This window comes from Peptoniphilus ovalis (genome assembly GCF_018919265.1).
Lineage (GTDB): Bacteria > Bacillota > Clostridia > Tissierellales > Peptoniphilaceae > Peptoniphilus_A > Peptoniphilus_A ovalis.
The window spans coordinates 222,495-249,456 of sequence record NZ_JAHLQO010000001.1 but is presented as its reverse complement, the minus strand read 5'-3'; the positions used below and the strand labels follow the sequence as shown (position 1 = coordinate 249,456).

General features: G+C 28.0%; 24 protein-coding genes, 2 pseudogenes and 2 CRISPR repeat arrays. Of the genes and pseudogenes, 19 read left to right on the top strand and 7 right to left on the bottom strand.

Going from position 1 to position 26,962, the window contains the following annotated elements:
* Positions 1-322 precede the first annotated feature (322 nt).
* From KQI68_RS01145 to KQI68_RS01135, 3 genes are all read right to left on the bottom strand, one after another.
* Positions 323-745, bottom strand: a complete 423-nt coding sequence (locus KQI68_RS01145; protein WP_216548180.1) for a PPC domain-containing DNA-binding protein — start codon at positions 743-745, stop codon at positions 323-325.
* Positions 746-748: 3 nt separating this feature from the next.
* The gene (locus KQI68_RS01140) at positions 749-1,015 is read right to left on the bottom strand and encodes a glycine zipper domain-containing protein (protein ID WP_216548179.1); all 267 of its coding nucleotides are present in this window, start codon (positions 1,013-1,015) and stop codon (positions 749-751) included.
* 102 nt (positions 1,016-1,117) lie between these two features.
* Positions 1,118-1,588: a methylglyoxal synthase gene (locus KQI68_RS01135; protein WP_216548177.1), complete on the bottom strand. Its 471-nt coding sequence runs from the start codon at positions 1,586-1,588 to the stop codon at positions 1,118-1,120.
* Between the two features lie 127 nt (positions 1,589-1,715).
* Between KQI68_RS01135 and rpsF the strand changes: the two genes are divergently transcribed.
* The 19 genes and pseudogenes from rpsF to KQI68_RS10300 all read left to right on the top strand — a co-directional run bounded on the left by rpsF (position 1,716) and on the right by KQI68_RS10300 (position 23,073).
* On the top strand, positions 1,716-2,000 hold the full coding sequence (gene rpsF, locus KQI68_RS01130) for a 30S ribosomal protein S6 (RefSeq protein ID WP_216548175.1): 285 nt from the start codon (positions 1,716-1,718) through the stop codon (positions 1,998-2,000).
* Between the two features lie 9 nt (positions 2,001-2,009).
* Complete coding sequence (locus KQI68_RS01125) at positions 2,010-2,546, top strand: single-stranded DNA-binding protein (RefSeq protein ID WP_216548174.1); 537 nt, start codon at positions 2,010-2,012, stop codon at positions 2,544-2,546.
* A gap of 14 nt (positions 2,547-2,560) precedes the next feature.
* Entirely contained in the window at positions 2,561-2,785 is a 225-nt protein-coding gene (gene rpsR / locus KQI68_RS01120) for a 30S ribosomal protein S18 (protein ID WP_216548173.1), read from the top strand.
* 252 nt (positions 2,786-3,037) lie between these two features.
* A complete protein-coding gene (gene cas6 / locus KQI68_RS01115) occupies positions 3,038-3,724 on the top strand; it encodes a CRISPR-associated endoribonuclease Cas6 (protein WP_216548172.1) in 687 nt (228 codons plus the stop codon).
* A gap of 11 nt (positions 3,725-3,735) precedes the next feature.
* The gene (locus KQI68_RS01110) at positions 3,736-5,532 is read left to right on the top strand and encodes a hypothetical protein (RefSeq protein ID WP_216548171.1); all 1,797 of its coding nucleotides are present in this window, start codon (positions 3,736-3,738) and stop codon (positions 5,530-5,532) included.
* Positions 5,525-6,490 (top strand): type I CRISPR-associated protein Cas7, encoded by a 966-nt coding sequence (locus tag KQI68_RS01105; protein ID WP_216548170.1) that lies wholly within the window; start codon positions 5,525-5,527, stop codon positions 6,488-6,490. The genes KQI68_RS01110 and KQI68_RS01105 overlap by 8 nt, the downstream gene beginning before the upstream one ends.
* Positions 6,490-7,233: a type I-B CRISPR-associated protein Cas5b gene (cas5b, locus tag KQI68_RS01100; RefSeq protein ID WP_216548169.1), complete on the top strand. Its 744-nt coding sequence runs from the start codon at positions 6,490-6,492 to the stop codon at positions 7,231-7,233. The genes KQI68_RS01105 and cas5b overlap by 1 nt, the downstream gene beginning before the upstream one ends.
* A complete protein-coding gene (gene cas3 / locus KQI68_RS01095; RefSeq protein ID WP_216548168.1) occupies positions 7,223-9,739 on the top strand; it encodes a CRISPR-associated helicase Cas3' in 2,517 nt (838 codons plus the stop codon). The genes cas5b and cas3 overlap by 11 nt, the downstream gene beginning before the upstream one ends.
* 8 nt (positions 9,740-9,747) lie before the next feature.
* Entirely contained in the window at positions 9,748-10,233 is a 486-nt protein-coding gene (gene cas4, locus KQI68_RS01090; RefSeq protein ID WP_216548167.1) for a CRISPR-associated protein Cas4, read from the top strand.
* Positions 10,234-10,235: 2 nt separating this feature from the next.
* Positions 10,236-11,234: a type I-B CRISPR-associated endonuclease Cas1b gene (gene cas1b, locus KQI68_RS01085; protein WP_216548166.1), complete on the top strand. Its 999-nt coding sequence runs from the start codon at positions 10,236-10,238 to the stop codon at positions 11,232-11,234.
* Positions 11,234-11,521 (top strand): CRISPR-associated endonuclease Cas2, encoded by a 288-nt coding sequence (gene cas2, locus KQI68_RS01080; RefSeq protein ID WP_216548165.1) that lies wholly within the window; start codon positions 11,234-11,236, stop codon positions 11,519-11,521. The genes cas1b and cas2 overlap by 1 nt, the downstream gene beginning before the upstream one ends.
* A gap of 136 nt (positions 11,522-11,657) precedes the next feature.
* Positions 11,658-15,898: a CRISPR direct-repeat array (repeat unit 30 nt; unit sequence CTTGACCAATAACATAAGATGTATTTAAAT).
* Positions 15,899-16,129: 231 nt separating this feature from the next.
* Positions 16,130-16,490: direct repeats of the CRISPR family, unit length 30 nt; unit sequence CTTGACCAATAACATAAGATGTATTTAAAT.
* Between the two features lie 481 nt (positions 16,491-16,971).
* Positions 16,972-18,294 carry a 23S rRNA (uracil(1939)-C(5))-methyltransferase RlmD gene (gene rlmD, locus KQI68_RS01075; protein WP_216548163.1) on the top strand — a complete coding sequence of 441 codons (1,323 nt, stop codon included), beginning with the start codon at positions 16,972-16,974 and terminating at the stop codon, positions 18,292-18,294.
* Positions 18,295-18,697: 403 nt separating this feature from the next.
* A complete protein-coding gene (locus KQI68_RS10525) occupies positions 18,698-18,814 on the top strand; it encodes a recombinase family protein (protein WP_216548513.1) in 117 nt (38 codons plus the stop codon).
* A gap of 303 nt (positions 18,815-19,117) precedes the next feature.
* Positions 19,118-19,474: pseudogene (locus tag KQI68_RS01060) on the top strand (recombinase family protein).
* The gene (locus KQI68_RS01055) at positions 19,464-19,622 is read left to right on the top strand and encodes a hypothetical protein (protein ID WP_216548161.1); all 159 of its coding nucleotides are present in this window, start codon (positions 19,464-19,466) and stop codon (positions 19,620-19,622) included. Before KQI68_RS01060 ends, KQI68_RS01055 begins: the two are co-directional and overlap by 11 nt.
* A 267-nt stretch (positions 19,623-19,889) precedes the next feature.
* On the top strand, positions 19,890-20,108 hold the full coding sequence (locus KQI68_RS01050) for a hypothetical protein (RefSeq protein ID WP_216548159.1): 219 nt from the start codon (positions 19,890-19,892) through the stop codon (positions 20,106-20,108).
* A gap of 212 nt (positions 20,109-20,320) precedes the next feature.
* Entirely contained in the window at positions 20,321-21,148 is an 828-nt protein-coding gene (locus tag KQI68_RS01045) for a hypothetical protein (protein ID WP_216548156.1), read from the top strand.
* On the top strand, positions 21,120-21,683 hold the full coding sequence (locus tag KQI68_RS01040; protein ID WP_216548154.1) for a hypothetical protein: 564 nt from the start codon (positions 21,120-21,122) through the stop codon (positions 21,681-21,683). The genes KQI68_RS01045 and KQI68_RS01040 overlap by 29 nt, the downstream gene beginning before the upstream one ends.
* Before the next feature lie 1,243 nt (positions 21,684-22,926).
* Positions 22,927-23,073 (top strand): hypothetical protein, encoded by a 147-nt coding sequence (locus KQI68_RS10300; protein WP_246541200.1) that lies wholly within the window; start codon positions 22,927-22,929, stop codon positions 23,071-23,073.
* 607 nt (positions 23,074-23,680) lie between these two features.
* Here the strand turns inward: KQI68_RS10300 and KQI68_RS10295 are convergent.
* From KQI68_RS10295 to KQI68_RS01020, 4 genes and pseudogenes are all read right to left on the bottom strand, one after another.
* A complete protein-coding gene (locus KQI68_RS10295; RefSeq protein ID WP_246541214.1) occupies positions 23,681-24,697 on the bottom strand; it encodes a DUF1538 domain-containing protein in 1,017 nt (338 codons plus the stop codon).
* A gap of 165 nt (positions 24,698-24,862) precedes the next feature.
* Positions 24,863-25,482: pseudogene (locus KQI68_RS10290) on the bottom strand (DUF1538 domain-containing protein); the annotation flags it as partial.
* A complete protein-coding gene (locus tag KQI68_RS10520) occupies positions 25,482-25,958 on the bottom strand; it encodes a P-II family nitrogen regulator (protein ID WP_425516591.1) in 477 nt (158 codons plus the stop codon). The pseudogene KQI68_RS10290 and the gene KQI68_RS10520, both read right to left, overlap by 1 nt.
* Positions 25,879-26,130, bottom strand: a complete 252-nt coding sequence (locus KQI68_RS01020) for a hypothetical protein (RefSeq protein WP_216548151.1) — start codon at positions 26,128-26,130, stop codon at positions 25,879-25,881. The genes KQI68_RS10520 and KQI68_RS01020 overlap by 80 nt, the downstream gene beginning before the upstream one ends.
* Positions 26,131-26,962 lie beyond the last annotated feature (832 nt).

Sequence of the window (26,962 nt, the reverse complement as noted above, 5' to 3'; positions counted from 1 at the left end):
AACGAAGTGAGTTTTGAAAATTTAGCATGGACGATTTTTTTGAACTTTCAGCAGCGTCAAGGTGTTTTGGGGAGGCTTGGAGGGGCCGCGACTCATCTAAAAAAGCTCTTTATTCAGTCGCTTTTTTATATTCGCATGCATAAGGTTCTTCATCAGTTCATCTTCACTTAGTTCAGATTCACTGTGAAGACCGTTCATCTCGTGACCAGTCACTCGATTCACTACAATTAAAGGTCCATTACAAGACGTCCTAATGCCCCTCCAAATAATAAAATAGTTTTAAAAATTTATAAATTAGATAAATTAAATTAAAAAATTATAATTAAATAAATTTATAAACATTTAATCCAGTTTCTTCATTTATTTCTCTCTCAACAACTCCGTCTATTACATCAATAGTAAGCTCACAAGTTACGCTAATATGTGATTTTATTAAATGTCCGCCAAAGCCATTTCCCTTATCATCAGCTGCAGAGATGTGTAGATGCGGATAATACTCTCCATCTTTTGTGGAAATACTTCCAATAATTGATAAGATTTCATAAATTCCCTTGAAATTCTTTTCTGTGTAGCTTTTATCATTTACTTTATAAACTCCAATTGTAAAATCATCAGTTGCACCAAGTCCAGAGATGCTTGCAAGCTTTATATTTTCCTTTTCTGCAATCTCTTTTAACTTTTCTTGAACTTCTTCTCCTCTGTCTATTCTTGCGACAATTTTATTACCAAATCTTCTGTAATCCATTATTTACTCCTTCTTATCTAAAACTGTACCTATAATTATTCCTATTACAAGTCCTACACCTGCACCAACACCTATATTTTCAAATCCAAGAATCATTGCAAAAGCTGTTCCAAAGCATAATCCAAGTCCAATACCAAGACCTAAATTTTTATTTTCACTTTTTTTATATTTATCTTCATTATTTTTTGATTTATTAGAAATATTTAAGATTAAACATGCGATTCCAATTGCTAATAAAGCAAAGGGCAAAACTATTCTTAAAATATCCATTTTTATCGCCTCTTTTTTATTTGCTACCCAGGAATAAAAATTTATAAACAAAAAAGAGTCTTTGAGCCTCGTATTTATTTATAATTTATATTAATTAGTTAATCAAAATTTATTATCAGAAATTCTATTCTCCACATTATCTTCAGTGTTAGGAACATAGACATTATATTCTTCGTCAAATAAATTTGAAGTAATTAAATAATCGGCTGTGATTTTTGAAGTTGCCATAGCCACATCGTAAAGTGTTGAGATTCTAAGAAGTGCCTTTACATCTGGATCATGTGGCAGTGCTTCAAGAGGATCCCAGAAAAATATTAAAATATCTATTTTTGATTTTGAAATCAATGCACCAAGTTGTTGGTCGCCGCCAAGAGGACCTGATGCAAGACGCTTAACATCAAGAGATGTGTTATTTCTAATAAGAGTTGCAGTTGTGCCTGTTCCTATTAATTCGTGATGTGAAAGCTTTTTTTCATTTTCACGAACCCATTCAAGGAGTTCTCTCTTTTTATGGTCATGAGCAACAAGTGCAATTGTCTTTTTCTTTTGGATTTTGATTTGTTTAGTTTCCATAATTATCCTTTCTAACGAGCATGAGCTAAAATAATTTCTTGACTAATTTTCTTTCTTAATATATAATATCAAAGATTGAAATCCTTGCATAGAGAAAAACTATGCCGAAGCCCAGGAGGTGAAATAAATGAATAAATATGAAGCAGTGATTATGTTTTATCCTGAAGTAGAAGAAGAAAAAAGAAATGCTTCTTTCGAAAGAATTAAAAACGTAATTGAACAAGATGGTAAAATCGACAACGTTGATGAATGGGGAATGAGAAAGTTAGCTTACGAAATCGAATACAAAAAGGAAGCTTACTATATCTTATATGAATTCGAAACAAAACCAGAAGTTATTGCTGAAGTTAACAGATTAGCAAGAATCATGGACCCAGTTATGAGACAAATGGTAATTAAGTTAGAAGACTAAGGAGATTTTATGAATTGTGTTAGTTTAATAGGAAGACTTGCAAGAGATCCGGAACTTCGTTATTCTCAAAATGGTATGGCAGTTTGTAGATTTACAGTTGCTGTTGATAGAAGAATGAACAAGCAAAAAAAGGCTGAGGCTGAAGCAAACAATCAACCAACAGCAGATTTTATTTCTTGTACAGCTTTTAATCAAGTTGCAGAATTAATTGCCAATTATCATAAAAAGGGAAGCCAAATAGGTATTGATGGAAGAATTCAAACAGGAAGCTATGAAAAAGATGGAAGAACAATTTACACTACTGATGTAATAGTAAACAATCTTACATTTATAGGTTCATCAAGCTCTAATCAAGGAGCTGGCCAAAACATGAATCAAGGCGGTTTTAACCAAAATATGGGAAATAATATGAACCAAGGTGGATTTAACCAAGGTTTTTCAAATACTCAACCTGTAAATTCAGCATACAATGACAATGACTTTTCAAACACAGACGACGACAACGCTGGATTTTTCCCTATTGACAATGACGATATTCCGTTTTAAGGAGGGTAAAATAAATGCAAAGAAGATTTGGCAGAAGGAGAAAAGTAGATCCTTTTGAAAAAGATAAGACTAAAAAAATAGACTATAAAGATGTTGAAATGCTAAAGAACTACATTTCTGATCGTGGTAAAATTCTTCCAAGAAGAATCACAGGTCTAAATGCAAAACATCAAAGAGCTATGACAACTGCTATAAAAAGAGCAAGACAAATTGCACTTATACCATATAGTGCTGACTAATAGCATAGATTTGGGACTGATAATATCAGTCCTTTTTTGTTACAAAATTATTTGATTGAATATTGAAATAATAAATGATATTATTAAAAAATAACATGGGATGTATTTAAATGTCTATAGTATTAATGTAAATATTTTTTGACCAACAACATAAGATGTAAAAAGGTTTAATTTATCTATTGACAAATTAAACCTTTTATATTAACATCAAATCAGATTCAGTCTAAAGTATTAATAAATTGGAGGTGAAAAATGAAAATATATGAATTGCAAATAAAAACTTATTTGCTAAGGAATCTAACAGTAGAAGAATCTCAATATCAACTATCAAAGTTCATAACAGAATATCTTGCAAAAGATGAAAAATATTTAGAGTTGCATAAGTCTAAAAAGTATAAACCTTATTGTTTTGATAATTTATTTCCTATTAACAATGGATATGAAAAAGAAAATATCTATAATTTCAGAATAAGAACAATAGACCAGGACTTGTGTAATTATTTTTTGAAGAATTTTGAAAACGCTCGCAATGACTATTTCAAAAATTTAACATTAAGAGCAAGAATAATTCCAAAACATTCAATAGACAAGATATTCTCTTTAAGTCCCGTTGTAATTAAAACTGCTAATGGTTATTGGAACAACGAAATTAGCTTGAATGAATTTGAAAAGAGAATCAAGGACAATATTTTTAAAAAATATAAATATTTTGTCGAAGAAGAAATTGCTGAAGAAGATTTTTATAGTAATTTAAAAATCTTAAATAATAAACCAGTTAAAGTTTATTGCAAAGGAATTACTCTTTTAGGGGATAAATTAGAACTTCAAATTAATCCAGATAATTTATCACAAGATATTGCATACTTAATTCTAGGCGTTGGCTTAGGTGAAAATATATCTTACGGAAGTGGATTCTGTGGATACAAATATTTAGGTTAGGAGGTGAATAGATGCTAAAAGAATGTATTGAAATTTTTGAAGAAAATAAAATTGAAGATGGGCAAAATATTGTAATTAAAAATTATGTCCCAAAAGATGGAAAGTATGTCTTAGTTAGAATGAATGAAGCAGAATGGACTTGCGATGAACCACTAGTTTTAGAATATGACAAGAAAAATAATAAGTTAAAAGGAGAAGAATCTCTAAATTATAATCTAATTAAAAACTTAGATTACTATTCTAACTTGCTTGATATGAACAAGCCATTGGATAACAAGAAAATAATACAAAGCTCCAACTACTACTCTGTATTTTTCAAGGAAAGCAATTATCCAGAAAAAATGAACAGAGATGCAATTAAGAGATATTTTGAAATCTTAAAAGATCCATATAAAAAATATAAGGACAAGGAATCAAAAAATCTTTACAAAGAAGTTGAGGAAAAACTTGGAGAAGTTAATATTGAAGAATTAGAGAAAATTGAAAATTGGTTACTTAAAAATCTAGATAATTTTGAATATGATTTAAACTCCAAAGTTTATTATAAGTTTTTCTTTATTTATGATGGTGAAAATCGAAAAGAAATTTTTGATAAAAACATAAAAAATTATAAGAGAGAGCAAGATAGATATGTAATGGTCAATAGTTTTAATAAAAATAAGTACAATATTAAAATTGGAAATACAAGTTATGGGCTTTCTAATGACAATATGGGACTAAATGATAAAAAACCATATCTTGCTAATCTTGTAAGGAAAGTAAAAGAACCATATATGATAACTAGTGAAGAGGCCTTAAAGCAAAAAGATTTCTTTGATTATTTGAATTCTTTAGCCAGAAAGGGAATTTCTAGAGTTTATTTTAATACTGAAAATAAAGAAATTTATACTAGTTTTAAAGATATAAAGTATGTATTTATTGGATATGAACTTTTTCTATATCCTGAGAAAAATGAAGCTGCAATACTAAATTTTAAACATTATACAAAACCAGTTCCATCTATTGATATAGAGTTTAAGGAATTTATCAGAGAAAATCTATCAAGAGATTTAAGTGAAGAAGAAATTACTAAACAAAAATCAAAATATTTAAAGCTTAATGATAGATTTGAAGTCTTAAAAAATATTAATTGGGTTTATTTTTATAATTATTATTTAAAAAATAGAGATAATCTTGAAGACCTCAACATTAGAGACAGAGATTTAAAAAATATTTTAATTAAATATGGGGATAATTTATCGAGATATTTTCTATACGAAGACGATGTGAATATCAACAGCCTAATGGAAAATTTAATACTTGATTCTATTAAATATTCACTGTCAAAAGAATATTTCAATAAAGCAGTTGGTCAATTTAATTATTATTTATCTATTAAAGAATTTTTAAACAAGGAAAGTGAAGGTGAGTTTGTGAATTTTCAAGACAACATGAGAGAAAAAATTAGAAGCGAAGAAAAATATAATTTTGAAAGTGATGAAGAATGTCTTTTCGGAATTGGACAAGTTCTCAGATATATACTAGACCAAAATAATATGAAGGATAAGAATCTAAGCTTTGTAAAAAATTATTTAGGAAGAAATAACCCTAAAATACTTATGAGAAATTTTGAAAAGATTGTTGAGAGATATGCTCATATTATAAAAGCTTATAGAGCTTCTAACTTAAATCAATTAATAACTAATATAATACTTTATGAATTTCAAAAAAATAAAATAGATGATAAATATATTATCGCAGGATTTTTAGATGAATGTTATATCTACAATAAGAAAAAGGAAGAAATTAAAGGAGTAGAAAATGAATAAACTAGATAAAAGAGTATATGGAGTTATAGGAATTTCTTCAATTATGGCAAATTGGAACGCTGACTTTTCAGGAAATCCAAAATCATTGTCAAATGGAGAAATATTTGGATCTGACAAAGCTTTAAAATACACAATGAAAAAGAAATGGGATGAAGAAGACAAAAAAGTTTTATATTTAAAATCCTATATCATATCTGATAATGGATATTTAATTCCAAGAACATTAAAGGAAAGATATGAACAAATCTTTGACACTGAGCTTAAAAATGAAAAGACTGGCGAATCAGAAAAAGTACTTAAAAATTTATTCTCAGCAATTGATGTCAAAAACTTTGGAGCAACTTTTGCAGAAGCTGGAAATAATATTGCAATAACTGGAGCGGTTCAATTCTCACAAGGAATGAATAAGTTTGAAGACCCTGTGGCAAATGATCAACCAATTCTTTCTCCTTTTAGAGATCCTAAGGCAAAGGAAAAATCAAAAACTGAAGAAGATGCTAAAAGTTCAACACTTGGAACTAAAATAGTTTCTGAAGAGGCACATTATTTTTATTCTTTTGTAGTTAATCCTCTTGCATACAATGGATATGAAGAACTTGGCGTAACTGAGGGCTACACTGAAGATGACTTTAAAGAATTTAAAGATGCAGCAATTAAATCAGCCACAGGATTTGATACAAACTCCAAAAAAGGAGCAGAAAATGAATTTTCACTTTTTGTAGAAACAGATTTAGATTTATATCTTCCAAATCTTGCAGAGTTAATTAAATTCGAAAAAAGAGAAGATGATAATTCTAAGCACAAAATAATTTTTAAAGATAGTGGAATTTTAGAAAATAGAGATGAAATTATAGATATTGAAATTTATTATAATGATGCAGTCCTAGAATTAGTTGATTTCCCTGCATCTGCAAAATTATTTAATATTTACACAGGTAGAGAACTAGGAGAAAAATAATGAAGGCTTTAAAATTTAATCTATCTGGGAAAACAGCCTTCTTTAAAATGCCAGATGTAAACACATATCTTTATTACTCCTATGGTCAAATACATCGAGTAGCACTTTTAGGACTAATTGGAGCAATTATGGGATATAAGGGATATGCAGATAAAAATAGAAAAGAATATCCAGAATTTTATGAAAAATTAAAAAATATTAAGATTTCAATTGTGCCGAAAACAAATGATGGAACTTTTCCTAGAAAACTTCAAAAATTTAATAACTCCACTGGTCATGCATCTAATGAAGCTGGAGGAAATCTTATAGTAAAACAAGTTTGGCTAGAAGATGTATCTTGGGATATTTATATAATAATTGATGACGAAATATCAGAATCAATTGCAGATAAAATATTAAATAACAGAGCTACATTTATACCTTATTTAGGATCAAATGACCATTTGGCAAATATTAAAGATCAAGAAATAGTAGAACTTAAAAATAAACAAAGTATTGGAGAAATTAGAATAAATTCTTTATTCATCAATAATAATATCTCGGAAATGGAATCTTTTATGTGTTATATATATAGAGAAAAGTTACCTTTTAAATTGGAAAAGGAAACTGAAAGATATATATATGAAGATTTTATTTTCACAAATGCCGACATAACATTTGAAGAAGATATGAATAATATTGTATTTTCTCATGAAGAGGATAATTTAATTTTCTATAATGAGGATGGAATTTATGAAAATTAGTGAAATAATATGTGACCATAAGAAATATTATGGTCACATAAATCAAAAAAATAAAACAATGGAACTTTTAGATAATCATATAGAACTTGTAGATGATTATTATAAAAATTTAAAAAAAGAGAAAAATCTTGATGAAGTATTTAAGAGAATATTTGAAAAACTTGAAATAAACCCAGAATACTTTGAAATTTTTAAAGAGCTTGCAGACTCCTTGGTTTCAGCACATGATTGGGGCAAGATAAATTCAAAGTTTCAATCAGAAAGACTATTTAATAAAATTGAAGATATAGATTTAGGAATAAGCAGTAAACACTCAATTCTTTCAGCAGCTTTATATCTATATTATTATTTAGATTATTTAGATAATTTGAGTTTAATAAAAGCTGACTTGCAAAAAATTCAATACATTTTATTTTTGAATGCATACATAATTTCTAAACATCATTCTGATTTAGATAATTTTGAGTATAGTGGTAAAAGTTTTTGGGATTACTTCTCTATTAATAATAACGATTTAGAAATCTTTAAAATAATATCTGAAACGGGAATTTTTACAAAAGATTTTTCAAGTGGTTTTGAAGGAAAAATAAAAAATTTTTTTAAAACTAACTACAACTTATTAACTTCTTCAAAAATCGGAAAATTTAAAAAAGAAAAATCTAAAACCTTATTTATTTACCAAAGACTGATGTACTCACTATTAGTAGCATCTGACTTCTATGCAACTACTGAATTTATGAACTCTTACAAATCGCAAAAAGAAGAAATTGATAAAGAATCTTTAATTGATATCTATAACAACTCAAATCTTATGAAATCAATTAGAAATCAGGAAGAAACTAAATCTTATAAGAAAAAAGAAAAACTAAATGATTTAAGAACTAAAATATTTTTAGAAGTAGAAGAAAATTTTGAAAAAAATAAAGATAAAAATATATATTTCTTAGAAAGTCCAACGGGCTCAGGCAAAAGTAATATTGCCATAAACTTATCCTATAAACTACTAGATGAAAATATGAATAAAATAATTTATGCCTATCCCTTTAATACACTTGTCGAACAAAATAGAGAGACTTTAAGAGAATATTATAAAGATAGTGAAGTTGGAGGACAAATTAGCGTTCTTAACTCAGTAACAGAGATTGGTAATAATTTAAATGAAGAAGAAGGTTCTATTGAGCAGAAAAATTACTATATAAAAGTATTACAGGATAGACAATTTTTGCATTCTCCATTTATTCTTACATCAAATGTAGCTTTATTTGAAATAATATTTTCAAGTAAAAGGTCCAGCATATTTGGACTATATCAACTTACAAATTCAGTAATAGTTCTAGATGAAATACAAGCATACAAAGAAAAAATTTGGAACGAAATAATTGAAATGTTGAGTGAATATGCAGAAATACTTAATATGAAAATAATAATAATGTCTGCAACACTTCCAGATTTGTCAAAACTTTTGGACGAAAATAATAAAAATAAAGTAGCAAAACTAATTGATAATCCTAGAGAAATTTTTAATGAGGACCTATTTAAAAATAGAGTCAAATTAAATTATGAACTTTTAGACAGAGGAAAAGTAGAATATGTAGATATTTTAGACCATTTAAAAGATAATATTAAAGATTATAAAAAGATTTTGCTAGAATTTATAAAAAAAGACGATGCAGAAAATTTCTATGACATGGTAAGTGAAGATAAGTTTTTTGCGGATTATAAAGTATTTATACTCACAGGAGCAGATAATTCTAGAAAGAAAAAAGACGTCGTGGAAGAGATAAAAACATCTAAGGAAAAATTAATCTTAATTGCAACACAAGTAATAGAAGCCGGCGTTGATATTGATATGGACATAGGATATAAAGACATATCAAAACTTGAAAATGAAGAACAGTTTTTAGGAAGAATAAATAGATCTGCTAAAAAATCAAATTCTGTAGCATATTTCTTCGACATGGCAGATGAGTCAGTAATTTATGGACATATTGACAATGAACTCACACTAAGAGATAAAAACAGGAGAAAAAACCTTGAAGAAAAAGATTTTGAAGAATATTTTAATTTAAAAATTGAAAAAGCTATAGAAGATCAAAAAAGCCTAAATTATTCAAAATATAAAAAAGCACTTTCAGAAAACAAGTTTTTAGATATATCAAATCATATGAAATTAATTGATAAAATAGAAGAAGTAAATATTTTTGCAAATCAAATAATTGAATTAGATGGCAAAGAAGTTGTAGGAGAAAAAGTCTGGAAAGATTATAAAAAATTATTACAAGACTATAAAATGGATTATAGTAGAAAAATTGTAGAACTTTCCAAAATAAAAGTAATAATGTCAAATTTTATGTACAAAATAAGCAAAGTGAAGTTTGAAGATTGTATTAAAAACTACAATGACTTTATAGGTAATATATATTATTTAGATGATGGCGAAAAATACTTAAAAAATGGAAGAATTAAATTATCAAAAGATGATACATTTGATGATTTATTTATTTGAGAGAAACTATGAATGGGACAATAATAAATTATTACTTTCATTGCAAGAGGCAATGTTATCTTTTTGCAAACAAGCTAAATTTTGAAGATAATAGCGAGCTTGTGGCAATAGGAAGAGAAATCCATAAAAATAAAGAAGAGGGTAGCAAAAACGCAGAAATAAAAATAGAAAATATTGCAATCGATAAAATTACAAAAGATTATTTAGTAGAAATAAAAAAGTCAGATGCAGATAAAGAAGCTGCATCATGGCAACTATATTATTATTTATACATTTTAAAAGGTAAGGGAATTGAAAAAAGAGGAAAACTAGAATTTGTTGAAAATAATGTGGGCAAGAAAATAGAAATATTAGAACTCACCGAAGAGAAAACTCAAGAGTTAGAAAAATTAATAAGTGAAATAGAAAAACTAATCGAGGGTGATGAAATTCCAAAATTTAAAAAGATTAAGGGATGTACTAAATGTGCATACTATGAATATTGTAGGGTGTAGACATGGGTAAAACAAAATATATTTTATCAGATGGGGAATTAAAAAGAAAAGATAATTCACTTTGCTTTAGAAAAGATGGGAAAAATAATTATATCCCAATTGAAAACATAAATGAAATATATCTATTAAATGAAACAAGTATTAACACAAAATTATTGGACTTTTTATCACAACATAAAATAGTGCTTCATTTTTTCAATTACTATGGAAACTACAGCGGATCCTATTATCCCAGAGAAGCATATATAAGTGGAAGACTTTTGATAGCACAAGTAGATGCATATAAATATAGAAGAATGGAAATAGCAAGAGCCATAGTAAGGGGAATATTAGAAAACATCCATGAAGTACTCTATCATTACTATAAACATGACAAAAAAGAAGTGAAGCCATACCTTGACTATATAAAAAATGAACTCTCTATAAAAATCGAAAACTCAACAAATATAAAAGAACTATTGAGCTATGAAGGAGAGCTTTGGCAAGGCCTTTATTATAACTTTAGATATTTTTTAGAAGAAGATTTTATAATAAATAAAAGAGTTAAAAGACCGCCTGACAATCCAATAAATGCATTAATATCATTTGGGAACTCGCTCCTTTACACAAAGACAATAGCAGCAATATATAAAACACATTTAAATCAGAGCATATCATATCTACATGAACCAAGCGAATCGAGATTTTCTTTATCTTTAGATATGTGCGAAGTTTTTAAACCAATCATAGTGTTTAAAACTATATTTGAATTAGTCAATAATAAGAAGATAAAAGTAGAAAAACATTTTGTAAGAGAATTAAACTATTGCATATTAAACGAAGAAGGAAAGAAAATATTTATTCAAGCATTTGAAGATAGAATAGAAAGCAAAATTAGAAACGAAAAATTAAAAAGACATGTAAGTTATAGAACTCAGATAAAACTAGACTGCTACAAACTAATCAAATATATATTAGAAGATAAAAAATTTGAACCTTTTAATTTAGGAAGAAAATACTAATGGAAAAAAATTATAATTATGTATTTCTGTTTTATGACGTAGGAGAAAAAAGAGTTGGAAAGATATTTAAAATATGCAAAAAATATCTAACACATCATCAAATGTCAGTATTTCGAGGAGAAATAACACCATCAAAAATTATGGCGTTAAAAAGAGAAATAAAAAATTTAATAGAGCCAAATGAAGATTTTGTAACAATAATAAAAATGTATAGCAGAAATAACTTTGAAGAAGAAAGCATGGGAAGATCACACAAGATAGATATTGATATTAATGACATAATATAGTACCATGAAAATAACAAAAATAGCTAAAAATACAAGATTTATAAAAAATGAGATTAGCTGGTAAAAAAACCTTGAAAATAAGAAAATACCTAGAAATCTATAAAAATAAAACTTGAAGAAGGGCTAAATTACGTTACTTGACCAATAACATAAGATGTATTTAAATTAAGCCAATCCTTTCTATTTCATGTTCCAATCTGTCATCTTGACCAATAACATAAGATGTATTTAAATGTACCCATTGCAACCATTGCAGCACCAAGACCAGCTTGACCAATAACATAAGATGTATTTAAATTGGAGATTTTGACAACTTTATTGGATTTGATTCAGTCTTGACCAATAACATAAGATGTATTTAAATTCTGCTGATATATGAGTAGAATTTAGTTGTGATATACTTGACCAATAACATAAGATGTATTTAAATTTGCAAGCGTAAAAAGAGCAAATAAGACTTTACCAAGCTTGACCAATAACATAAGATGTATTTAAATTTCCATTTGTCCCTTGCACGTGCTTGTGCAGGGGACTTGACCAATAACATAAGATGTATTTAAATTTAAAGGCTCTTTTAAGTTCTAAAGTGTTTTGTCTCTTGACCAATAACATAAGATGTATTTAAATGTTTCTCCAGCAATGCCCGCACCTGATAAAGTTTCCTTGACCAATAACATAAGATGTATTTAAATCTTCGTGCCTTTGAGTAAATTCCTATTAAATAAAGCTTGACCAATAACATAAGATGTATTTAAATCAGCTTGGCACCTCTCCGTCTGGTTTTATGCCTTCTTGACCAATAACATAAGATGTATTTAAATATGATGCCGTAATTTTTATAAAAGAAATTATAAAGGCTTGACCAATAACATAAGATGTATTTAAATTTAAAGTCTGGAATGCACCAAGTTGTTTTAAAGCAACTTGACCAATAACATAAGATGTATTTAAATTTTTCTCAATCTCCTTTTTATTTGTGTTGGTTTCTTCTTGACCAATAACATAAGATGTATTTAAATTCTTTAACCTTTTGGATTCCATTTAGACCAAATCCACTTGACCAATAACATAAGATGTATTTAAATTTTAAATTTTTCTCGTCTCTATATAGTTGTTGTTGTCTTGACCAATAACATAAGATGTATTTAAATTCTGTTTCTTCTATATAAGTCATATTTTTGTTAATACTTGACCAATAACATAAGATGTATTTAAATTTACCTTTTCGTTTTTTGTAACGAACTTTATGAATACTTGACCAATAACATAAGATGTATTTAAATGAGAAAAACAAAAAGAAAAACAAGGAAGAAAAGAAACTTGACCAATAACATAAGATGTATTTAAATAGTAGCTAGCTGGTAAGGAGTTAAATTATGAACAAACTTGACCAATAACATAAGATGTATTTAAATTTATCTCTGTCTTGCGATATTTGTATAAATACATTCTTGACCAATAACATAAGATGTATTTAAATACACTTTCAAACATTTCTTTAAACTGGTCTGATATACTTGACCAATAACATAAGATGTATTTAAATAGCGTTATAGCTCCTCCACCACCAAATAAATCATAAACTTGACCAATAACATAAGATGTATTTAAATGAATGCTTAAGTCGTGGTATTAACTGGGAAGGGGTCTTGACCAATAACATAAGATGTATTTAAATATACCTAACAATCCTAAATACACAGATACCACTTACTTGACCAATAACATAAGATGTATTTAAATTCATAGAAGTTTTTAAACTTATCTGATTTCTCAAACTTGACCAATAACATAAGATGTATTTAAATCTTTCTTCTACTAGAGTAGGCTTACCTTGTGGCTTCTTGACCAATAACATAAGATGTATTTAAATAAAGAACTTCACAACTTATGTAAACAAGAGAGTTCCCTTGACCAATAACATAAGATGTATTTAAATCACAACGAAGAAAATGTTAAATTGTTTAATTTAGACTTGACCAATAACATAAGATGTATTTAAATAATCAAAGAGCCAGCACTAAATAGCATTGTAAGAATCTTGACCAATAACATAAGATGTATTTAAATGCTGTCTTATCAACAAGGGCAACTTGAAGAGTTGTCTTGACCAATAACATAAGATGTATTTAAATTCTAAGATTATGTTTGTTTTCTCATCCATAACTACGCTTGACCAATAACATAAGATGTATTTAAATATCCTTAGGTCGTCTCCAATTTCATACTTTTTGTCAATCTTGACCAATAACATAAGATGTATTTAAATTTATTAAATTCTACGCTCATAATTTCCTCCTTACTGCTTGACCAATAACATAAGATGTATTTAAATCTATTGTAGTCTCTATTTATACCTTCATAATTTTCCACTTGACCAATAACATAAGATGTATTTAAATAAATATAATGGTTGGTATCAAGAATTTTTCCTATATCTTGACCAATAACATAAGATGTATTTAAATTCTGATTTTATTTTTTCAAGTATGAAATCACAATTTCTTGACCAATAACATAAGATGTATTTAAATCATAAGACGTTTGTTACAATTGCAGAAGGTTGTGCACTTGACCAATAACATAAGATGTATTTAAATTTTATGGTTCTAAGCATTTTAGATTTATTTAAGGAGTCTTGACCAATAACATAAGATGTATTTAAATTTGTCATTGTCTGTGTAAGAAAAATCCAATAAAAACTTGACCAATAACATAAGATGTATTTAAATGCTGGAGAAGATAATGTTTTATATTTGGTCGGTCCAACTTGACCAATAACATAAGATGTATTTAAATTTTGGTGGAGCTGAAAGAGAAACAGATGAACACTTCTTGACCAATAACATAAGATGTATTTAAATAAATTTGGGTTAAAGATTTCCATTGCAGCAGTTGCTTGACCAATAACATAAGATGTATTTAAATAGAGGAATGGAATATAAGATGTCCTAAATGTGGGCTTGACCAATAACATAAGATGTATTTAAATTGGTCTCCGCCTTCTCCGACAAGTGCCATTTGCGGCTTGACCAATAACATAAGATGTATTTAAATTGGAGATAGCATCAGGTTTGTTATCTCTTAACTGCCTTGACCAATAACATAAGATGTATTTAAATATGCTATCTTCCATTTGTTTTACTCCTGCCCCTGCTCTTGACCAATAACATAAGATGTATTTAAATTTGGTATTGCAAAAATAAAATGACAGATAAGGACAACCTTGACCAATAACATAAGATGTATTTAAATATCATTTCAAAATCTTTTAAATCTGTACCAAATTCTCTTGACCAATAACATAAGATGTATTTAAATTCTTCTCACCTTCTCTCGTAAAAAAAATTTCATTTCACACTTGACCAATAACATAAGATGTATTTAAATCATCCTCACCCAAGTGTAGGAAATTTCATTTCACACTTGACCAATAACATAAGATGTATTTAAATGACATATTTTTATTTATATGAAGCTAGTACTCCACCTTGACCAATAACATAAGATGTATTTAAATACGGTAAAATGTTTATATTTTTCTTGTTTTTCTTTATCTTGACCAATAACATAAGATGTATTTAAATAGGACTTGACCACTTATTTCATCAGCCGTTACTCCCTTGACCAATAACATAAGATGTATTTAAATTCTTCTCACCTTCTCTCGTAAAAAAAAATTTTATTACTTGACCAATAACATAAGATGTATTTAAATCATCCTCACCCAAGTGTAGGAAATTTCATTTCACACTTGACCAATAACATAAGATGTATTTAAATGATTGCCCATCATAAAATCTAGGAATATACTTCAAACTTGACCAATAACATAAGATGTATTTAAATAGCCATATTTTTTTAAATAGCTTTTGTGCTCCTGTTCCTTGACCAATAACATAAGATGTATTTAAATATTATATTTTTACTAATCCTTATGGGAAGCATATACTTGACCAATAACATAAGATGTATTTAAATTCTTAAATAAAGTCGCAGTACCTTCAATTTTGCCATCTTGACCAATAACATAAGATGTATTTAAATCAAAAGGTTGTCAGTACTGTTAGAGAGAATTGATAACTTGACCAATAACATAAGATGTATTTAAATTCAGTAAACATAAGACAATCATCATTAAACTTAAGACTTGACCAATAACATAAGATGTATTTAAATCGTAACGTGTGCTTTCTTGAGAATTATGAACCACAAACTTGACCAATAACATAAGATGTATTTAAATCTATCTCCACACCAGTTTCTTCTTTTATAGTGTTTCTTGACCAATAACATAAGATGTATTTAAATCCATCTGTGAATATTCTAGGCCAATCAGTTAATTCTCTTGACCAATAACATAAGATGTATTTAAATCTGGGAAGAGGTAGGGCAGAAGACATTAGAGATGCTATATTGAAAGGAGGATTTGATGAAAAAGTATATTAAATATAATGATTATTTAGCTTGGTATGAATGGATTGAAGAAGATGAAGAATATCACGGCAGAATCTTAGGAGTTGAACCTATAATTGGGATTTATGGGGAAAACATAGAAGCATTAAAACAAGATTTTAAAAATGCTATTAAAGATTATGAAGAAGACTTTCTTGACCAATAACATAAGATGTATTTAAATAGTTAAACTTGACAAAAGAAACAGGAAAGCTACATTCTTGACCAATAACATAAGATGTATTTAAATAAGTTTTTCTTATTAAGATTTCCACTAAAATAAAGCCTTGACCAATAACATAAGATGTATTTAAATTAGTGATGCTTTTTTTGATTCTTCTGTTTTATTAAACTTGACCAATAACATAAGATGTATTTAAATAGTTCTGCCTTAGTGCCATTATTAAAAATATATCTACTTGACCAATAATATAAGATGTATTTAAATATACTAGTGACACTTTCTGGAATTACTACTGATGTTCTTGACCAACAACATGTGATGTGTTTAAATCTATTGAAAATTTCAACTGAAAAATGGTCCATATTTTTAATCGAAAAATGGTCCACTTATAGTATTTTCTCTTTACATAAATACTTAAATACTTCATTTCTTGTGAGGTAAGGTGAAAAATTTTAATTTTGATAAAATAAATTTTAAAATTATTATTAAATAGAATTCTTTTAATGAGTGTAGAAAAGAAAAATTAAATATTTTTTACACTCAATATTTGATATTAAAGATATTTTCAAAAACTATAAATTGCATATAAAATAATTTTAGGCTAAAAGCACAAACAATTTTATGTTATTGTGCTTTTTTGTATGTGATGGAATTTTTTAGATTTAATTATAATATATAAGCTTGCAAAATTATTATGAGATATTTTATATTTATTTTTATGAAAATTTGTTAAATTAAAGTAAAAACAAATATATTATCGACTATAAAACACCTTCCATATGTTAAAATAAAGGAAGTTAGGAGCGATAGATTGAAAAATAAATTACTTAGGGGAGAAATTGTTGAGGCAAATTTTCCAAACAAAAATATTGTTAAAACTGAATCTGGAAATTTTAAGATAAAAGGCGGAATTCTCGGTCAAGAGGTTGAAATTAAAAAGACTAGAAGAGAGAAGGCCAAGCTCTTAAATATTATAAATAAATCTAATCTTGAAAATATAGATGGATGCATTCATAGGGAATGTGGCGGCTGCACCTATGATTCCATGGCTTATGAAGACGAGGTAAAGTACAAAGAAAAACTACTTCAAAAGTTGTTTAAAGACCATGGATACGACTTTGATTTTCACTTAATTGGAAATTCTCACTATACAGCTTACAGAAATAAGATGGAATACACTTTTGGAGATGAGTACAAGGGATCCGAAATTGCTCTAGGTCTTCACAAGAAAAATAGATTTTACGAGATTGAAAACACAACTCATTGCAGAATTGTCCACGAAGACATGAATAAAATAAGATATTTTGCTAGAGAATACTTCAAAGACTGTGAATTTTACAACAGGATGAGGCATACTGGAGTGCTTCGTCATTTAATGATTAGAAGGACAAATTATGGAGAAATTCTTATAAATCTTGTTACTGTAAGTGAAGATAATCTTGAGCTTGAAGGATTTGTAAAAGGCCTTCTTGAACTAGATTTAGAGGCAAAAATCGTAGGGATAGTGCACACTCTCAACGATTCACTTTCCGATGCGATTATAAATGAAGGCATGGAAATTTTATACGGTAGAGATTATTGTGTAGAGGAACTTCACGGATTGAAATTTAAAATTGGACCATTTTCTTTTTTCCAAACAAACTCCTATTCAGCAGAAACACTTTATTCTATTGCAATAGATTATCTTGGCGAAATTGAGGGGAAAAATATTCTAGATTTGTATTCTGGAACGGGAACGATAACTCAAATCTTAGGACAAAATGCAAAATCAGCACTTGGAATTGAGATTGTAGAAGATGCAGTTAATGATGCAATTGAAAATGCCAAAGAAAATGGGATAGATAATGTGAAATTTATCGCAGGAGATGTGCTAAAAGAAGTTGAAGATTTGGATTTTGAAGCAGATGTAGTTGTCCTCGACCCGCCAAGAGAGGGTATCCATCCAAAGGCAATTGGAAAGATTTTGGAATTTAAACCTGAAGAGTTTTTGTATATATCTTGTAACCCAGCAAGTCTTGCGGAGGATTTAAAGGAATTTATAGAAGCAGGTTATGAAGTGGATAAAATATGCGGACTTGACCAATTTCCTAGGACGATGCATGTTGAGTGTGTAGTATTGATGTCAAGAAAATGAGATAACAGGCTATAAAAGTGTTGAAATGGGTGGCTTTTAGGATTTTAAATGAAATCTTAAAAGCCATTTTTTGCTATAAAATCAATATGAGCAAACAGGTCAATTAAAGATTATTACAGGGTGTGTAGACACTATGGATATTTTAGGAAAAGTGAACAAGATGGACAACATGAGGCTGCTCATCATATACATAAAATGATATAATAAATAGGATGAATTAGGGAGTTCAATATGAGTAAAAAAGTAAATGCGATACTTCCTAAAAAAACAACTTCAAATCCAACGAGTTGGAACCTATGCACGAGTCAGCACATCTGATAGAGATCAATTGAATAGTCTTGTTGCATAAATATAAGCATTAACGAGACTTACATCTTATTATTCTAATTGGAAGCTTGTAGATATTTATATCGATATTGCATCAGGAAAAACTAAATCTAGTAGAAAAGCATTCTCAAGAATGCTTGAAGATATAAAGAAAGAAGATTTAAACATCATTGTGACCAAAAGCGTTAGCTGATTTGGTAGAGATACGTTAGACGCTTTAGAAGCGTTAAAAATAATAAGGCAAGCAAGTGCAAGAGTTATTTTTGAACAAGAAAATTTAGATAGTCAAGAAGATGATGCCGACTTAATTATATCCATAGTATAATCAATAGCCCAGTCAGAAAATGAACAACGAAGTGAAAATATAAAATGGGGTCTATAGCAAAGAGCAGCACAAGGCACATCAAAACTTTATAATCGAAAGTTCTATGGCTATGATCATGATGAAAATGGAGAATTATTATAAACTTCCAACAAGCAAAAAGTAGTCAGGAAAATATTTGAATGGTACTTAGATGGAAAAAGTGTCATAGCCATTGTCAAAGAACTCGAAAAATAAAATATTAAATCCCCAACAAGGAAAAATAAATGGCCAAAAAGAAGTGTTAAAACCATGCTAGAAAATGAAAAGTATACAGGTTCTGTAAAACTATTAGATTCAGTAAATAAAGAAAATTATTATCTTCTAAAAGATAATCACGAAGCAATTATTACAGAGGAAGCATTTAATAAAGTCCAAAAAGAAAAATCAAGCAGGAATAATCTTGATGAGGAAAATAATAGAAAGAGTAGAAAATATAGCTCTAAATTCATTAGTAAAAATGAAGAGATGTATAATAAATATGAAGAATAAACATATATACGGAGACCTATATTCAAAAATAGATGATAAATCTAGATACAAAGAGCTTTTAATTGTGGAAGAGTGTAGAAAATGGGGAGATTATTATTCTAATTGGGCCAGAGGATATAAAGAAGTAATGTCATTGGCAAAAAAATAAATAATAATCGCTCTATAGAAACATTAACAATTGAGTGTTACTGTGGCGATACCTATAGAGAAATCAACGAACTTTTAAGGTTTGAACATCATTAAGACAAACACTTGTATGATAAGATGGTTGACATATTGATAATGACGTTGTGCTCCGCTCCTAAAATAAAGGATGATATAGTTGTTTACAGGGTAGTAAATGATGTTTTCATTAATGAGCTAATAAAAAATAATAAATTGCAGATTCAATCCCAAACCAAGAAAAGGGATTTATGTGAATACTGTTACTAGAAGAGACGAAGCAGAAATACTCCTAGCATCAAAGAATTACTTAAGGCTTATAGAATATCCATATTATGTGAAAATGACCCTATCAAAATATTCGAGTGTCAACTTATCAGTTAAGTATAAAATAGCCGAATTAAAAATTAAAGTCAGTGTAGACTATAAAGATGATAGACAAAGTAAATCAGCTATCTTACATGATAAATAAAAAGTAAGATATAACCTAACTATCACATGTGGAAGCTATAACACTTATTAATAAGGACTGAATTCTGCCTTATTAAAAAATCTAGATTAAGTGCAAGAATTTCTTGAAAGCAGTATTTACTAGATATTATCAACTATGAATCAATTTAAGACTGTAATGGATTTGTTGATAATTAATTTATGATAAATTATATTTTTATTAAGGAAGTGAATATGGGAAATAATTTTATAGAAAATATATGGATAGATACAAAAATTTTCGAAAATGCTTCGATGCTTAAAAGTATAAACATTAATAAGATTTATGGATTAGATAGCGCTTATAGAATATGGGAAGAAGCAAATAATACCATATTAAACTGTAACAACAATGAGGAAAAATTAAATCAAGGATTTCTATCTTTAAAGAGGGCATTTAACGTAACTTCCATAGAATTAAGAAAGAATTTAGCTATTGATAAAATTAAATATGATTCTAAAAAGAAAAGCAAAGATTTTTTAGGCGATTTAGAGTATTTTGAAATTATAAAAACAGTAACAATAAGTAAATATCTTAAAATTAGAAATTTAATTGAGCATGAAAACCATTTACCTCCTTCAGCTAATGATTGTTTATCTTTATCGGAATATATATGGAATTATATTAGAAATACCGCATATATTCTTAATCAATTTTCAGAGTGCCTAGCTTTCGATAGTGATGATAATAGGTATAATAAAATAATTTTTGAATACAAAGTCGAAAAAAAGGGGAAAATTTATTACCCACATTTATTTATAACTGGACTTGTTAGCTCTTTTCTTGTTTCTTTTAAAAGTAAAAGGAATTTCATTGATGTAGAAAAAATAAAACTATTGAATAAGTTTGAAATAAAAAAGAAGATAGAGTCTGAACAATATGCTTATTTGATGGATGATTTAAGTCATATCGCATTTGAGGGAGAAATTCTTGATCAAAATGTAATAGCTAAATATATTAAACTTATGATTCTACCAGAATATGGGGGCTTAGATGAAATTTCAATTAAATCAATTTTCTAAAAAATATGAGCTAGCTAGTTATGATATTTTTTTAACTTCTAGCTATGACGATGATATGATGGATGGATGTATAAATTTCTCTGATTTTACTGACTTAGAGAATGGGGAAATTAAATATAATATAGCTACAATAAATTTTTTTATTTTCAATAATTATAATTTAGAAGATATATTGCTATTAGCTGACTGTGTTTCTTCAGATTTAGAGTATGTAGCAAATGCATATATTGCTTATAGTGATGATAGTGGAGGAATAGGATCTGTTGCTATAATAGATGAATTTAGATTAACAATAGACACAAAAGATTTATCTGAGAAAATACAAATCATCAAATATTTTTTAGCTAAAACAATAGAAAAATTACAGATAATTGGGACAGGAACATTACTTTTTATGTCTAAAGCATTAATTTTAAACCTAAATAAATCAGATAGAGTACATTTAATAAATGAGTTACTTGATATTAATGCTATACCAATATATCAAGATGAAAATGATGTTGTTTTAGCTAGAAATTTAGACTATGCTATATAATTATTTGACTTGTCCCAAAGAGACGATAGTATCCTTTAAATACAGGAGGTATATTATGCTTAGAAGTGAAAGTTCAAAATAAAACAGGTCTTACAAGAAAAGCTATTAAATATTATGAAGAAAAGGCACTATTCAATCCTTAAGACTTGAAAATGATTATAGAGATTATAATGATGAGACCTTACAATTTTAGAAAAATTTATATATTTTCTAAAATTGTATTAAGTATAGATGGAATAAAAAAGTGTTAAAGAAAAAGGATTCATCGCTATCTACTTTTTTAAGAAAAAGAGAATATGCACTTGATATTGAATAAAAGAAGAAAGAAATTCTTGAAATTAATATTAAAAAAGAAAATCATTAAATAAAAAGCTAACTTTACTAACTTTATTAGAGACTAATAAAATTTTTTATCAGAGTTTAACTGATAGATTTACAGGATATTTTGGTCAGCTATTTTTTTCATTGTAGAAATCATTTATAAAGGAAAATTAGAAGAGGAAGAAGCTTTTGTAAAATATATTATATATTTAGATAATCTATCAGCATTCGTGTTATCAAATGATGAAATGAATATGTTGAAAATATAGCAAAATTTTTTCGATGGAGGATGAAGAAAAATTAAAAACGTCAAAAATTGATGCGGTGAATAATGATTAAGAATAGTTCAAAGATAATGAAAAAAGTTATTGCTGAATATAAAAATTATAAAAAAGTAATAAGTATTTATTTAAATAGTATACTTAAGATAATACAAGTTAATTTTAAAATTATAAGCTAAGCAATCAATATTATGAAGTTAAAATTTCACTTATCAAAAAATTTAGTAGGTCTTATAATGAATATTATAAGAGATTACTTCATACAAATAAAAATTTTAGAAAAACTGAATTGTAAAAATATTAATAATTAACTCTTTGAAATAAACACTACCCGACACATTTCCTAAAGATATGAAAGTCGGGTTCTCATGTATAAATTTCAAATAATTTAATAAAAATAACCAAGTATTTGAATAGATTGCGGGCAAATACTATTGATAAATTTATAGGCTATTTTGAAGATTCTTTTATTATAAAAAGAGAGTATAGGTACGATGTAAAAGGGAGAAAATATATAGGAACACCTTACAAGATATATTATGAAGATATTTGGATTAGAAATGCACGATTAAATTTTAGATAGATAGATCCAACACATCTAATGAAAATATTATCTTTAACTAGCTAAGATACAGAGGTATATGCTAGATGTAGGAATGGTTATAAAAAGAGAAAATGATAATAATAAAAATGTAAAACAACAGCTGGAAGTTGATTTCATAGCCAATCTTGGAAGTAAAAAATATTATATACAATCAGCTTATAACATTCCATCTATAAAAAAATAAATCAAGAAAAATCATCTTTTCTAAATATTGATGATTCATTTAAAAAAATTATTATAGTAAAAGATAGAATTAAACCATTCTTGGATGAATATGGTATTCTGACAATTAATTTATTTGACTTTTTATTAGATAGAATTAGCTTAGATATATAGGAACTAATTTGATGAATTGATAGTGATTGACCTATTCTCAAATACTATACTTTTTAAAAATCAAGAGTTTTATCCATAATGACCACTCAAACCATGTGTAGTACTTATGTCATGAAAATAGGTAGATAAATAATGAGATGAATTTATTTATGCAGTGCCAATTAGATTTAAAGGCTACTAAGAAAGAATCATTTGAAGAATGCAAAAAATCATTACTGCATTATTTTTATAGTGAAAGATTAAAAGTGAGGCTGTAGCATCAATCTCACTTTTAATTTATCTAGGGAAATTTATAGGAAAATTTATAAATTTTATTACTATATTTTACGCTTTAACTATTAATATAGTCTATGCCATATTAACTATTATGACTTAGGTCTAATTATTAAATTATCAGATTTTTCAAAAAAACAGCCTCTCTAGGCTGCTTTTTTGTATAAATTAGCTTTTTAAATTTATATTTTTTCCATCAATTCTGTTTGTACTGCATAAATACTCAAAGGTCCAAATTCATCTAATATTTTTTCTGTAGTTTGGCTTGTTTGGTCTGATGGAAGTAGAATCCATATTATATCTAAATCGCTAGTCACATCAAATGAGTATTTTCTCCAAGCTTCTGCTCTAGTGTCACGACCATGTATCTTTATTGGGCCAGATTTTGTAATGCCATGTACATATTCTATGATTTGATCAGCCAATCCGTCTCTTACTTCTATTATTAATAAATCTGTTAAGACTTCTTCTCTTTCTATTTTTTCTTTTATAAGAATCTTTTCTTCAGGTTTTGTCTCATATCCTTCTTTCTTCTTTTCATTAGCCTTGGTCATTGCTCCTAGTATCATTATACTCAAGACTTGTGTCATGGCTATCATAGCTATAACTCCAAAGCCATCTGCTATTACACTTGCAGTTTCTATCTTATCCGCCACTCCTTGAGCAAATGCTAGTACAAATGTAGCAGCCATAGGTCCCGATGCTACACCACCTGAGTCAAAGGCTATTCCTACAAAGATAGGATCCACATAAAAGGATAATATTATAGAAAGCAAAAATCCTGGTAGGATGAAATGCCATAATTGAACAGCTGGTACCATAATCCTTACCATGGAAAGTGCAACTGCTAAACCTACTCCAATTGATAAAGTTCTAGAAATAACCATTCCTGGGATAGCCCCTGCAGTTACCTCTTCTATTTGATCTGAAAGGACATGGACTGCTGGTTCTGCCAATACTATTATAAAACCTAAGATAAATCCCAATATTATTAAAAATTGGCTGTAATTTTCTGCAAGTCCCATACCTAAAAGTCTTCCCATATCCATAAAGCCCTGATTGGCACCAGCTAAGAAAAATGTAAGTCCAATAAGACTGTATATTAGTCCTCTAAAAATTCTAAAGAGAGCCGGTCCTTTTAGTTTAAATTTAAAGATATTAAATATTAAAAATAGAGCCACAATCGGCAATAGTGCCATTAGAGATTCCATAAAGATATTGCCAAGTGATTCAATCATTGGCGAAATTACACCCTTTGCCATTTCTATATCTTGGCTAGTTTCCTGGATTGTATCTTGCCTTGTTATTATAGAAAGTAGTAATACCGCCAGTATAGGTCCCGTAGACATGACATCTACTAGACCGAATGAATCTGCTTCATTTGATCCACCCTTCATCCTAGACAACCCTAAAGATATTGCCAATATAAATGGAGTTGTCAACGCTCCAGTTGTCGCTCCAGAAGCATCAAAAGCTATGGCTAAAAATTGACTGGATATAAAGATTGATAGCAGGGCTACAATTCCATATATAATTGCCATCAAGATATTATATCTTTTTGAGAGTAAAAGTCTAAGTGATCCTATAGATATCATTAGCCCCACTCCAATAGAAACTGTATATACTATTAGACTTGCCCCAATTTTCCTCCAGATGCACTTTCTATTTGGATTCCTAAAATAAGTAAATCAGGCTCTGCTACTGTTATTAGGAATCCTAGTAAAAAAGATAGTGCAATGGCAAATAACATTGTTTTTGATTTTGCAATTTCCTCAGCCATGAGCTTACCTATAGGTTCCATGGACTTGTCCACACCCCATAAAAATATAGAAAGTCCTAAAAATATAAAAATAGATCCAAGTAAAAAACGTTGTGTAACTTGGAGATTAACAGGTATAAAGATAAGGGCTATAATACTTACAAAGATAACTACTGGTACAAGAGATTGAAGAACTTCTCTTATTTTTGACTGGAATAAATTCATTATTTATCTTCTTCCTTATAAATACCTGTTACATGTGAAACTGGAAGGATAAAAATGGCTGTTTCCTTTTGAGAATTAGCACTTTGGCAGTCCTTTATCAAATCTTTAACCTTTAAAAGATTTTCTTTAAAGGATATAATCATGACTATATCTTCATTGGGTTGTAAAACAAGGTCAAATGCTGCTTTTTGCCTTACCCCTCTGCCTCTACCATGTATTATAGTTCCGCCATAGACACCAATTGATTTGGCAAGATCTACGCAAGTCCTTCCTTCTCCTTCTTTTACTATGGCAAAGAGACAATGGTATTGAAACTGCTCGCTTTTATATACCTCATTGCTCTGTAAATAACTATCTCTTGCAAAGTGACTAAGGGGAACAGAAAAGGCTATACCCTTATTTTTTTTCCATATTAAAATGTTCCTCCATAAATAGGTGGAGTCTTTCAGTGTCCTTAGACAAAATAGTTGTGCCAACTATATCTTTTTCTGTATCATCTAAATCTAAAAATTTTAATATCTTATTAGAAACTGTCCCTTCACCATGAATTACTAATCCATGGTCAATGCCAAATACCCTTAGTTCTTTTAATATATCCTCTGCTCTTCCTCTATCTACTATAGATAAAAATAAGCTGTTTTTGTTCATATCACACTTCTTTTACTATTTAAGTATATTAAGTATCTAATGTAATTTTTAAGAATAAGTTTAAAATAAAAAGCTAATAAGGATTTTAAGATGACCCCAAAAAAGTTGGACTTTATACCAAAAACAATAAAAAATATTTGAGTCTGGTTTCTTAAGACTTAAATATTTTAACCTTTAAATTTCTTGCTTTAATATTTCGAAGAAAACATACTATCTGCAAAATAGTCAGATAAATTTAGAATAATATTAACAGTATTAACATACCTCTAATATTAAAGCGTACAAAGTCCACTCTTTTGATTGAAAAAATAGCCCTACTTTAATGTAAGGCTTTTTATACAAATATTATATCATAAAGATTTAAATATATAATAATGAATAAACAAACACTTGAATGAATTATGGATAAACACTTGAAGGAAAAAGTTAAAAATTTGATATAGAAATATATCCTAGATGGAATTATTTTTAAATAGGATTGAGTTTAATGAGAATATCTTATACTCTAAACTTAGATAAAATCCAAAACGGAATTAATTTTAAACCAGGAAGAGATTTATTAAAAATTGTTGAAAATCTAATAGATTTAGATATACTAAGTTGTGAAAGATTTTGGAATTTAAACCTGAGGATTTTTTGTATATATTTTGTATATATCTTGTAACCCAGCGATTCTTGCAGAGGATTAAAAGAATTTATAGAAGCAGGTTATGAGGTAGAAAAAATATTTGGACTTGACCAATTCCCTAGAAGGATGCATAGGGAATGTGTTGTACTTAAATCAAGAAAAAATATTGTTTATAGGTAATTTTTATTATACTATTATAGAATA